Below are 12,554 nucleotides of genomic sequence, written 5' to 3' on the forward strand. Positions count from 1 at the left end.
ATAGATTGTATCTTGCTATTTTGTTAATTTGTTCAACTAATCGTTCTACCTTTTCCTTTTGGGAAGATTCAAATCGTGACTTAAAAACATTAGAGCCAGATATATTAATAGATAAATTTAATAACCTAGTTTCTTCCTCGCTAATGTACGTATTTAACCACGTGTACAACAATTATAGTAGATATTTTGAATGGGACACATCCTCCTTATTTGCCACTCTTGTTTTAATTTTCTCCAAAGAATTTTCAATGATATTTTTTGTTAAAATTGAGAATTTATCTTTGTTTTCTAAAAGAAACCTGTGAGACTCTTCTCCGCCAATCTCTCCAAGAGCCCAAACAATAACCTGTTCAATATATGGGTCCTTTTTACTGCCCTTCAACAAAATCTTTATCAGCCTGTAAAATATCTATCAATATATGCATTTGGTATTTATCTCTTTCACTTAAATAATCACAAACAAGGCATTTGTTTTTTGTTTCTTTTTTCCTTTTTTTCTTTAAAGATTTTCGTTTCTCCGTAATTTGCTGTAATTTATAAGTGACGTTCTCTTTTAATGCGATTGCCAAACCCAATTTATCATATGAATTATTCAATAATTCCAAATGATAATGGCAAAAATTTGTCTCTCTTATTTTGACATACATTTCAGGGTCTTTTAAAACCTCATCTTCAAACAAATGCTCACAATAGGCTTTTTCTTCGTCTTTTATAACCTTGCATATTGGACAACCTCCCTTATATTTTTCAAAAACCTCATCCTCTCTTTTTTGTCAAATAAACAAAAATGGCTTCTACGAAAGCGCGTAGAAGCCATTAGCCTTCACGGCAATAAGGTGAGCTTCATCACCCTTATTTAATTTTTCTCTATAATATATTATACATTTTTTAAACAAAAACACAAGTGAAAAGGCTATATATTAAAAACTGTTTTTCGGTTTGGATTTATGATTTTTGCTTAACATTTAATAAATCTTAATTATTTTTATCTTTTTATCTAATTATACCACAAAAATATCTATGGTATAATTAGATTGGATAAACAAAATCTTTATAAAAAGGGGTTAGAATAAAATTGACATCATATGTAAAAAAACGAACATTTACCATATTTATCTTTTTTACTATTATGATTTTCGCCCTTATCGTAAGGCTTATATGGATACAGGGTATAAACTCTGAAAAACTTGCCATGGCAGTCGAAAGGCAAAGTACTGCTGATATCATATTAAAGCCTCAACGGGGTAATATTTATGATGTAAACGGGAATATTCTTGCTTGTAATGTTCCAGCAGGAGATGTATTTGCGGCTCCTAAATTTATAAAAAATCCACAAAAAGTTTCAGAAGAACTCTATAAATATTTAAATATGGACAAGGACTCACTTTATAAAATTCTTTCAAATAAAGACTCAGAATGGGCTGTACTTGGTAGGTCCATTTCTCTAGAAGATATAAACAAAATAAAAAGTCTTAACATACCAGGGATATATGTAGAAGATACTTTTATGAGAAACTATCCCAACGGTAAAATGCTATCACAAGTATTGGGTTTTGTAGGAATTGATGGGAACGGTTTGTATGGTCTTGAATATTCTTTAGATAAATACTTAAGTGGTATCCCTGGTCGTGAAATCTCTCTTGTTGATGCAGAAGGTAGAAAAATAGGACTCCCAAGCAAGCTTTACAAACCTACAAATGGTGATAATATTGTCCTTACAATTGATTCTGTAATACAAAGTTATACAGAAAAAGCCATAAAAAATGGCTATGAAAAGTATAAACCGCAAGATGGTATAACAGCAATAGTCATGAATCCCAAAACAGGTGAAATCCTAGCAATGGCAAATATACCTGACTTTGATCCTAATAATCCTCAAAAAATATCCTCACAAGACTATTGGTCAAACCCGGCAGTCTCTAGCATTTATGAGCCTGGTTCCGTTTTTAAAGTAATTACTGCTTCTGCTGCTTTAGAATCAGCGGTAGTAACACCTAATGAGCAATTTGATGACCCTGGTTATTATATTGTATCAGGACGTAGAATTAATAGCTGGACAAAATTAGGTAAGATAAACTTCGAAGAAGCTATAGAAAAATCTAGTGACACAGTTTTTATGCAGGTAGTAGAACGATTAGGTGTCGATGCCTTTTATAAATACATACAAGCTTTTGGTTTCGGCACTCCAACAGGAATTGAGCTTCCTGGAGAAGCCAGTGGAATGATTTTGCCAAAGTCAAAGATATATCCTGTCGACCTCGCTACTATGTCCTTTGGACAAGGAATCGCTGTAACTCCAATCCAAATGATTACGGCTTTTTCTGCCGTTATAAATGGTGGAAACCTTATGGTCCCACATATTGTAAAATACATCGAAAACGGCGATAAAATAATTAAAGAATATAAGCCTCAAATAGTTAGACAAGTTATCTCTAAAAAAACTTCCGATACAATGAAGTATATACTTGAAAAAACAGTAACAGAGGGTACTGGTCAAGCGGCACAAGTACCTGGATATACAGTAGGTGGAAAAACAGGTACAACGGAAAATTATGCTCCAGGAAAATACGTAGCATCATTTGCTGGATTTGCACCAGTTGAAAACCCAAAAATTGCCGTATTAGTTCTTGTTAAAAATCCAACGCAAAATGGTCATATGGGAGGAGAAGTAGCCGCACCAATAGCCCAGGAAATATTAAGAAATACTCTTAGATATTATGACACAGTAAAAAAGTAAAAAATAACAATACCCGTTATTTGTACTGCACCAACTGACTCACACTGTTTTTTATTTCCTCTGTTATATCAAAGGCATTTTTGTTATTCTTTATCCCTTCTTTTATTTTTTCTATCACTGTGTTGTTTATTTTACTCCATCCACCAAATTGTGGGATAATATTTGTATAATTAGTAGCTAATTCAATTCTTTTCATTTTATCGTCTTCAATAATTTTGTCTTTTTTAACTGGTACATAACCTAATTCAATTACCTTTTGTTGGTCTTCTGTAATAAACTTTATAAACTTATATTCCATTTCAAGCTTTTTTTCATCCTTTTCTTTCTTTATACCATAGGCATATATTTTAGGTGATAATGTCAGTGGGATGCCGCTTTCCCCTTCAGGATACATCGCTACATCAAACTCAAACAGCTTTCCTTTTGACTGTAAATTTTTAAGCTGTGCTATTTTATAGCTTTCTTCTATTAATACAGCAGTGTTTTTAGTAGTAATAAAGTCTTGCCATAATTTTTCTCTGTCTCCCTCAAGTGAAACAGGATTGACCACCTTATATTTATTGAATAAATCCAAAACTTTTTGCACCCCTGAAACTGCTTGAGGGCCAAAAAAAGAATACTTTTCTTTGTCAAAAGCTCTCGCACCATCTAAAAGTAAAAACCCCCATAAATTATAATTATCAGGTGCAAGAGAAATGCCTAATCCATAAAAGTATTTTTTATCCTTTTTACCTTCAGTATAAGTCAATTTTATCATACTATCCACAAATTCTTCGTAATTCCACTCGCCGTTTTCAGGAAGTTTAATTTCTTTTTCATCAAACATATCCACATTTAAAAAAAGCACATTAGTATACATTCCTAAAGGCATTCCATAAATATTGCCTTTATAACTTATAGCATCAATAACGCCTTCCTTGTATTGCTTCTTAAACTCTTCATCTACATATTTATTGATAGGACTTAAATAATCCTTTGAAATAAAATAAAAATCTGCCCCAACAGGTAAAATATCTGGCAAAGAGCCATCTTTAGAAGAGTTAATCAGTTTTTCATATCCGTCTTTGTATGAAAGAGGCTCAAAATCTATTACCACACCCGGGTATTTGTACTGAAATAATTCTATTTTCTTTTTTATAAATTCAAATCCTCCCGGGTCTCCTATTGAAGGATGAGGAAAATCCCAAAAAGTTATTATCCCCCTAAACTCCTCTTCTGTCTGATTTTTTTCTTGTATTTGTTCTTTTTCATAAAGATTCATATAGTAAGGCCAATACATAAGAAAAAATATCACTAACAAATATAACAAAATAGTAAAAGGCTTTCTCACATTAACCACCTCTTACTATCTATATTCTCAAAATTACTCTTAAATAACTTAAAAAGCAGGATAGCTTTCCTAATTCTACCCTGCTTTTTTATCAATTTATATTTTAAGCCCTGCTTTTCTCCAATCCTCTTTGAATCTTTCTATTCCCGCATCTGTCAACGGATGTTTTACCATCTGCATGAGCACTTTATATGGTACTGTCGCTATATGTGCCCCTAGTTTTGCCGCCTGTAAAACATGTATAGGATGTCTTACACTTGCAGTTATTATCTCTGTATCTATGTCGTAATTATTGAATATCGTAACAATATCCTCAATAATCTGCAAGCCATCTGTATTTATATCATCAAGCCTTCCTACAAAAGGACTTACATATGTCGCACCTGCACGAGCTGCTAATAAAGCTTGATTTGCTGTAAATATTAGCGTCACATTTGTTTTAATTCCTTCTTTTGAAAGAACATTTACTGCTTTCAACCCTTCAGCCGTCATAGGAATTTTTATTACTATATTTTTATGTATCTTTGCCAATTCTCTTGCTTCCTTAATCATACCCTCATGGTCATCGCTTATAACTTCTGCACTTATAGGACCATCTACAATTTGAGTAATTTCTTTTACTACCTCAATAAAATCTCTTCCTTCTTTGGCAATAAGAGATGGGTTTGTAGTAACACCTGATATTACACCTAATGCATTAGCTTCTCTTATTTCGTCAACATTTGCAGTGTCAAGAAAAAATTTCATCACTTCATCCCTCCGTTATCAAATTTATTTACCTTTATTATATATCTAATTTTCAAAAATTAAAAGCCATGCTTTATACTGTGGAAAATAAAGGTTATTTCATTTTTAAACTGTGCCTAGAAATTTTTAACTTTTTTAAATAATTTTTCAATAGGAAAATTTATATCTTCTGCAAGTCTTAAGATCGTATAATTTTTTCTTATCTCTTTAGCATTATTTAACATATCGTAAAGTAAAACTTCATTTACCCCTATTTCATTTAATTCAGATGGAGCACCTATTGTTTGTAATAAATTCTGAATGGTTGCTACATCAGGAACATTTATTTTTACCCAATTTCTCATATGATCCCAGTTTTTAAATATCTTCTCTTGTCTTTGTTTTCTTTTTATCTCATCTAAATAAAAATAATTTAAATTACTCAAAACTTCGTTAGCTATAGCACCATATGCATTTTTTATCCTCGCTTCAAATTCATCACGATTTAGTGAAAGTTTTTTTGACATAAATTTTTTTATATCGTCCAGTGTAAATGAAAATATGTAATGATAAATTTCTGAAATAATAATGCTGGTTATGCCGACTTTTGTCCCATGAAGATGGTGTTCATTTTCAGATAATATTTCTCTCATCTCTAAATAATGTGATAAATGATGTTCTGCGCCAGATGCAGGACGTGAATTACCAAATTTAAGCATTGCAATTCCTGAAATAACAAGCGCCTCCATTAATTCTTTTATTGAATTTTTATCTCTCTTCAAAAGTCCTGTCGAAGCATTAACACATTTATTTATCGATTCTTTTACTAAAGCTACTATATCCTCTGAATAAGTTTCGCCTGTTATAATACTGCTTATATACCAATCTGCAAGAGAAGTATATTTCCCAATCACATCGCCAAAACCAGCTGTTATCATCTCATATGGAGCTTGAGAAATTATATCAATATCTCCTATTATAATCTCAGGATATATTGCTGAGTATGTCCGCTTAAAACCTTTGACAATTAAAGGCGAAACAGAAGAAGCATAGCCATCCATGGAAGGCGCTGTTGCAACAATTCCATAAGGTTTACCCACTTTAAAACTTACAAACCTCACTAAGTCGTTTATAGTTCCTGAACCAACAGCTAATAAAAATTCGGTATCTTTGTCTAAGTTTATAAGAACTTCTCCTAAGCTATATTCATCAGGTATGAGTAAACTGTCACGTTCTAACACACACTTGGTAACAGAAAAATTGTTACTTTCTAATCGTTCTATTACATCTTTTGCTACTACTTTATAGGTATTATTATCACAAACGATCATTATTTTAGAATTTACACCTATTTTATTGATTATGTGCGTTAAATCACTAATTGCTCCTTCTTTTATTGCAATTTCTTTTATAGGCATTAAATTTTTCATACTTTCACTTCTTTCGCTTCAATGCTTTTAGCTGATGTTCTTATTTTCAATTCAGGTTTCACACATATAGTTATAGGATTTTCAAATGCTTTATTTCCCATTTCCATCAGTTTAAACAGCACTTTTGCAGCTTGTCTTCCCATCTCTTCTTTAGGATGAACTATTGTAGTTAATTTAATATCCGATAATACTGCATAATCAGAATCGTCAAATCCCACAATTGATACATCATTTGGTACAGTTAAACCCAAATTTCTCAAAGCCTCTATCACCCACATTGCAATTTGGTCATTGTAACAAACTATAGCTGATGGCTTGTCACCTGTGCCTTCAAATATTTTTTTGACCATTTCTTGCGGTTTACTTCTCATTTCTTCAGTTGTGTACCATACAATATTATCTTCTCTGATTTTTATACCATATTGTCTTAGTGCTCTAATATACCCTTTATATCTATTTAATCCTTGATTATCATCGCTTTTAAATATCCCTAAAATATTACGATGACCTAGTTGTATAAGATGCTCCGTAACAACAAAGCCGCCTCCTTCATCATCTTGGATGATATATGATGGTTTTAATTCTTCATAATAACTATTTATAAAAATATACGGAATTCCTCGCCTTTTTAACTGTTCAAAATATTCAATGTTAATATGCGGAAGCGCGCTTTTTGTTGGTTCAATAATAATTCCTCTAATATTTTTTGTCATAATATTTTCTAAAATATCAATTTCTCTTTCTATTTTATTGTTTGTATTATAAAGTAGTATTGTATATCCTTCTTTTGTTAAAACTTGGTCTATGCCTTTTATTATCCTTGGAAAAATATAATCATTTATATATGTAGTTATTACCGCAATATTTTTGTCATCTATTTTCTTTATCGCAGACCTATCAGCACAAAATGTACCTACTCCTTGTTTCCTGTAAATCCATCCTTCGTTTTCAAGTTCGTCGAGTGCTTTTCTAACAGTGTGCCTGCTCATGTTAAACTTAGTTGCGAGTTCATTCTCAGTAAAAATAGGATCATGGGCATTTAAGTTGTTCTTAATAATATATTCAATTATAAATTCTTTAAGTTGTTGATACTTAGGTAAATTCTCTATCACGATTAAACATCCTTCCCGATTATCAAGAATAGTTTTTAAATAATTAATTTCCATATATCATTATAACATTTTTACTTTTCATCTTAAATATAAGAAAGATACCTGATACCATTATAGTTTACTCATAAGTATCAGGTATCTAATAAAAAGTATAACAATTTAATTTTGTCCATATTTTGTCATATATCTTTCATGAGCTCTTCTTACCTCTTCTTCAGGAATCTCTTCTGGCTCTCCAAGTAGCAACGCTAAATGAACTGTCTTTGCTACATCTTCAAGCATCACTGCTGCCTTTACTGCTTCCTCTGGAGTCTTCCCTATCGTAAAAACTCCATGATTTTTCATAAGTATTGCTGGACTTTGACCTATATATTTTATTACCGCCTCCCCTATTTCTTCTCCACCAATTTTTGCATATGGTCCAACTGGTATTGGCCCTCCAAATTCATCTGCAATTGCTGTCAGGTACACCGGTATAGATTTCCCCAAAGCGGCAAAACTTGTAGCATAAGGAGAATGTGTATGAACTATTCCATTAACATCACTACGATGTCTGTATATATATAAATGTGTTGCGGTATCTACAGAAGGTTTCCATTTTCCTTCTATTATATTACCATTAAGGTCAACAACAACCATATCCTCTGGTTGCATTTCTTCATAAGGAATCCCGCTTGGTTTTATAACTACATATCCTGTTTCAACATCTCTTCCACTGACATTCCCACTTGTCATTGTAACAAGATTATTTTTCGGCAACATCATATTCATTTTGTATACTCGTTCTTTAAGCTTCTCTAACATTGGAAACCCCCTCTTTTAAGACTTTTAGCCTTTTCATTACATTATTTATACCTCTGCCAAAATAGTCATGAAGAAGTTTGTATTCTTCAAATAATTTATCATATATTTCAACATTTTCAGGTATTGGTTTGTATGTTTCTTCCTTTAGCTTGGGTATTACTCGTGCAGCTTCAAATATGCTATCAAACCCTCCTTTTTCTTTACCTGCTGCAACTGCTCCAAACATTGCTGCACCAAGTGCTGGTGTTTGTGAAGATTTTGATACTTTAATTTCGAGATTTGTAACATCAGCATAGATTTGCATAAGCATAGGATTTTTTTCAGGGAGTCCTCCACAAGCGTACAGTTCATTAATACTTACTCCATTTTGATTAAAAGTATCAATTATCATCCTCGTACCAAAAGCTGTTGCTTCGATTAATGCTCTGTATATCTCCTCAGGTTTCGTAGTTAAAGTCATTCCTAATATTACACCAGTAAGGTCCGCATCTACTAGTACTGACCTGTTTCCGTTCCACCAGTCAATCGCTAAAAGACCACTTTCTCCGGGTTTTAGCTTTGCGGCTTTTTCTGTTAACAACTCGTGAATACTTATCCCTCTTTTTTCTGTTTCAATTTTGTATTCGTACGGCACACAATTGTCAACAAACCAGGCAAAGATGTCGCCAACCGCAGATTGTCCTGCTTCATATCCATAAAAGCCTGGTATAATTCCATCTTCTACAACGCCACACATGCCTGGGACCTCTACTTCTTTATCATCTAACACCAAATGGCAAATCGAAGTTCCCATTACCATTACCATTTTCCCTGGCGATGTAACTCCTACTGCTGGTACTGAAACGTGTGCATCAACATTACCTACAGCAACTGCTACTCCCGGATTTAATCCCATTATTTTTGCCATTTCAGACGTCAATTCCCCTGCTTTTGTACCTAATGGATATATATCTTTAGATAATTTTTCTTCTACCAAATTTTCAAGCCTCTCATCTAATGCTCGAAAGAAATCTTTGGAAGGATACCCCTTTCTTTTGTGCCAAATCGCTTTATAGCCTGCAGTACAACTATTACGCCTTTCATTACCTGTTAGCTTCATAACAACCCAATCAGTAGCTTCAATAAATTTATCAGCTTCTTCATAGATATCTGGCGCTTCATTTAATATTTGCCATATTTTGGGTATGAGCCATTCTGAAGATATCTTTCCACCATACCTTGCTAAAAAATCCTCACCCCTTTGTGATGCTATTTCATTCAATTTGTTTGCTTCAGGTTGTGCAGCATGATGTTTCCATAACTTAACATATGAATGAGGGTTTGATTTGTACTGGGGGATGTCACAAAGAGGAGTTCCATCTTTTTTTATAGGCAACATAGTACAAGCTGTAAAATCTATGCCTAAGCCTATTACATCAGCTTTGTCTATACCAGCCTGATTTATTACTTCAGGTACTATTTTCTTTAAAACTTCAATATAGTCATCTGGATGTTGTAATGCCCAATCTTGCGGTAGTTTTGTTCCATCAGGAAGTTCTTCATCCATCACACCATGGGGATAATTCATTACAGAAGTAGCTACTTCTTCCCCCGTCTCAAGATTAAGGAGCAGAGCCCTTGCAGACTCTGTCCCATAATCTATTCCAATTGAATACTTGGCCATTTTTTCTTCCTCCCTTAGACTTCTACATATTCGATGCCCAACATATCACAAAGCATTTTCCATCTCTGTGTATTATCGCCAAGATTTAAACATTGATGATGTGTTCCACCATTTATAAGCCATCCGTCAAGGCATGCTTTTACACCAGTTGAAGGTCTAAAATGGAAATATGGCATTTCAATATGCTTTGCTTCTTCTGTATCAAGAATCTCTCCTTTCGATACAACTAATCTATATCTTTCTCCTTCCAAGGATACTAAAGAAACAAGAGTTGCTGGCCCAGGTTGTGCCATAAAAACAACCGTTGGTGGATTATTAAGTTTACCAATGCCTAGTTCCCTATCAATAAGTTTAATCGGTCTATCCTTTCTTGCTATTTTCCAGTTACCTTCGCCCATATGGCTCATTAAAATTGAATTTCTCTTAAAATCCATAGCATACATTTCTGTAAAATGTGCATCACCTATCAATACATGACCTGCCGCAACCAAACTTGCAGTTATAGCATCTCCCTCTGCTGCATATCCATATCCTTCAGCCATTAAATTTGACGCAGCCATCATTGGAATTTGCTTGAATCTTCCATCTCCTCTAAACACATCGAAATGCGCACTAAAACCATGATATCCTTTGTTTTCAAGGAATTTCTTGAATCCAATTTGTAATCTTGCAGCATATCTGTGACTTTCTTCGCTAAGATTTGGATCGATATAAAAATTCTTTCTGTTTTCTTCAATAACCGCATTAATCTCTTCTTCTGTCGCAGCTTCCATATATCTATAAACTTCGCCAATGTATTCTTGATTAATTTGCGGACCTATTTTTCTTGTAAAGGCTGCATCATCTCCCAAAATATCGTACATACCATGCATTCTTCCAAACTGTGCTATTTTCATGTTTCGCAATGCTTTAATTGTCTGCACAGCTTTAGCCCAGTCTCCAACAAATTTCTTAAATTCTTCTGAATGCCATTCTTCCGTAATCACTGGGCAATTAATTCCCATCCTCACGATAGCATTTGCCGTATCCTGTGCACCGTGAACACCTTGATTGTATGTTAAGTCTCCCATATCCCAATCCTCTGTTACTGTTGAAACGGGCTGAATGTTTGCAAGCATAATCGGGAGCCTGTTATTTCTAAGCGCATTAACAATATTTGTGGCTGGTCCGTACGTAAGCATTACTATCATAATACCATCAAGCTCTTTTTCATTAAACTCTTTGACAATGCTTTCAATATCTTGTCTGTTTTTTGCTGCTCTAGGAAAATCAAAATCTGCAATATCTTTTAGTTGTTGTATAACTTCTCTTGCATACTTTTCTTGTCTTTCAGTAATACCTGGTAACATATCATCGTACAGTTCTTGCATAATACCTAAAAATCCTATTTGCGGCTTTTGCTTGGTTAGCATAACAATTCCTCCCTTTCATTTATTGTTTTATTGTTCGTATATCTTGATTATTATAACAGTAGATGTACGTACATTTATAATTAATATATTCTACATTTTATTCAAAATTCCTTCTTTAATTTTTAGATTCAGCGTCAAAAATACTTTAACTCATTTTTCCACAATTACAATATTTATGAAATTTCAACCAAGAAAGAAATTTCTTATTTCTTTCTTGGTTGAAACTAGCAAATATTAATTCTTCATTATTTGCTATAAAAATAATCAACATTGTCTTTTGTAACAACATTTACTCCTGTATCTACAATAGGTGGTAATGGAGCTACATTGGCAGTTTTCCAATCTCCATCAATTGGATGAACAAGATTATGTTTTAAGTTATATAAAAACATCATACCCCAATATCCCATATTCCAAGTACCTTGTGCTATAGTGGCATCTATAACACCTGCTTTAATATTGTCTAATGTTCCCTTGTCTGTATCAAAACTTACAATATGAATTTTGCCAACTTTGTTTGCTTCTTTAACTGCTGTAGCAGCACCAACACCTGTAGAAGCTTCTGTTGTAAAAACTCCTACCAAATTTGGATCTGCTTGCATCATACTTGCCATTGCCTGTGCAGACGCTACTTGATCTGACTTCCCATCTTGCACTGATACAACTCTCATATTTGGAAATTCTTTGGCAATTGTATCTTTAAAACCAGCTGTTCGCTCTTCATGATTAAGTTGCCCAGGAACAGTAATAACTCCTACATCGCCTTTCTCACCAACTAATTTTGCAAGAGTACGAGCAGCAATTACTCCGGCATTATAATTAGAAGTTCCAAGATAAGAATATCGAGATGAATTAGGTGAATCTGCATCAAAAGTAATTACAGGTATCCCTTGTTGTATTGCTTTATTAATTGGTTCTTTTAAGGCATCTGGATTTATACATGTAACTAATATCCCACTTGGTTTTTGAGCAATAACTTGTTCCAATACAGTAACTTCTTGGTTAATATCGTATTCATTTGCACCAGTATATTGAGCTGTGACTCCTAAAATTTTTGCTGCATCTTGCATTCCTTTGAAAGCCCCCTTCCAATATTCAATCCCAGAAACAAAAGTTACCATGACGTATTTCTCATCTTTGGAACCAACCAATGGACTATTAGATGACTTTGAAATACTGCTACCCGCATCAGAAGTACTATTTCCGCAACCAGTTAGAAAAGCTGCAATTATAAAAGACATAACCACAAGTAGTGAAATAAATCTTTTTGTTTTCATTTATACCTTTCCTCCTTCAAAATATTTTATTTAGGTCTTTGCAGAATCCCAAAATCCTTATGG

Annotated in this window: 11 protein-coding genes and 1 riboswitch; of the genes, 1 reads left to right on the forward strand and 10 read right to left on the reverse strand. The window is 33.4% G+C overall.

All coding sequences use genetic code 11. The annotated features are described in order from the left end of the window. Positions 1 to 172: 172 nt before the first annotated feature. Both M663_RS0105670 and M663_RS0105675 read right to left on the reverse strand, forming a co-directional pair. Positions 173 to 382, reverse strand: a complete 210-nt coding sequence (locus M663_RS0105670; protein ID WP_013337644.1) for a hypothetical protein — start codon at positions 380 to 382, stop codon at positions 173 to 175. Beyond that, positions 369 to 725, reverse strand: coding sequence for a DUF6062 family protein (locus M663_RS0105675; RefSeq protein ID WP_337954490.1), 357 nt, complete (start codon positions 723 to 725; stop codon positions 369 to 371). Before M663_RS0105675 ends, M663_RS0105670 begins: the two co-directional genes overlap by 14 nt. 75 nt (positions 726 to 800) lie before the next feature. Continuing rightward, positions 801 to 860: riboswitch (Fluoride riboswitch) on the reverse strand. A gap of 215 nt (positions 861 to 1,075) precedes the next feature. On the opposite strand from M663_RS0105675, the gene M663_RS0105680 reads away from it, so the two are divergent. Next, complete coding sequence (locus M663_RS0105680) at positions 1,076 to 2,737, forward strand: penicillin-binding transpeptidase domain-containing protein (protein WP_029688265.1); 1,662 nt, start codon at positions 1,076 to 1,078, stop codon at positions 2,735 to 2,737. A gap of 16 nt (positions 2,738 to 2,753) precedes the next feature. Here the strand turns inward: M663_RS0105680 and M663_RS0105685 are convergent, their stop codons facing one another. The 8 genes from M663_RS0105685 to M663_RS0105725 all read right to left on the reverse strand — a co-directional run bounded on the left by M663_RS0105685 (position 2,754) and on the right by M663_RS0105725 (position 12,491). Next, positions 2,754 to 4,067 (reverse strand): extracellular solute-binding protein, encoded by a 1,314-nt coding sequence (locus M663_RS0105685; RefSeq protein WP_029688266.1) that lies wholly within the window; start codon positions 4,065 to 4,067, stop codon positions 2,754 to 2,756. Positions 4,068 to 4,163: 96 nt separating this feature from the next. Beyond that, the gene (fsa, locus tag M663_RS0105690) at positions 4,164 to 4,814 is read right to left on the reverse strand and encodes a fructose-6-phosphate aldolase (RefSeq protein WP_003869360.1); all 651 of its coding nucleotides are present in this window, start codon (positions 4,812 to 4,814) and stop codon (positions 4,164 to 4,166) included. Between the two features lie 116 nt (positions 4,815 to 4,930). Beyond that, entirely contained in the window at positions 4,931 to 6,223 is a 1,293-nt protein-coding gene (locus tag M663_RS0105695) for a sn-glycerol-1-phosphate dehydrogenase (RefSeq protein ID WP_029688267.1), read from the reverse strand. Then, positions 6,220 to 7,335: a GntR family transcriptional regulator gene (locus tag M663_RS0105700; RefSeq protein ID WP_029688268.1), complete on the reverse strand. Its 1,116-nt coding sequence runs from the start codon at positions 7,333 to 7,335 to the stop codon at positions 6,220 to 6,222. The genes M663_RS0105695 and M663_RS0105700 overlap by 4 nt, the downstream gene beginning before the upstream one ends. Positions 7,336 to 7,494: 159 nt before the next feature. Then, on the reverse strand, positions 7,495 to 8,139 hold the full coding sequence (locus tag M663_RS0105705) for an L-ribulose-5-phosphate 4-epimerase (protein WP_029688269.1): 645 nt from the start codon (positions 8,137 to 8,139) through the stop codon (positions 7,495 to 7,497). Continuing rightward, entirely contained in the window at positions 8,123 to 9,802 is a 1,680-nt protein-coding gene (locus M663_RS0105710) for a ribulokinase (RefSeq protein WP_029688270.1), read from the reverse strand. Before M663_RS0105710 ends, M663_RS0105705 begins: the two co-directional genes overlap by 17 nt. Before the next feature lie 14 nt (positions 9,803 to 9,816). Further along, on the reverse strand, positions 9,817 to 11,214 hold the full coding sequence (locus M663_RS0105715; RefSeq protein ID WP_029688271.1) for an L-fucose/L-arabinose isomerase family protein: 1,398 nt from the start codon (positions 11,212 to 11,214) through the stop codon (positions 9,817 to 9,819). Between the two features lie 245 nt (positions 11,215 to 11,459). Then, positions 11,460 to 12,491, reverse strand: coding sequence for a substrate-binding domain-containing protein (locus tag M663_RS0105725; RefSeq protein ID WP_029688272.1), 1,032 nt, complete (start codon positions 12,489 to 12,491; stop codon positions 11,460 to 11,462). Between the last annotated feature and the right edge of the window lie 63 nt (positions 12,492 to 12,554).

Source organism: Thermoanaerobacter sp. A7A, from assembly GCF_000445185.1.
GTDB lineage: Bacteria > Bacillota > Thermoanaerobacteria > Thermoanaerobacterales > Thermoanaerobacteraceae > Thermoanaerobacter.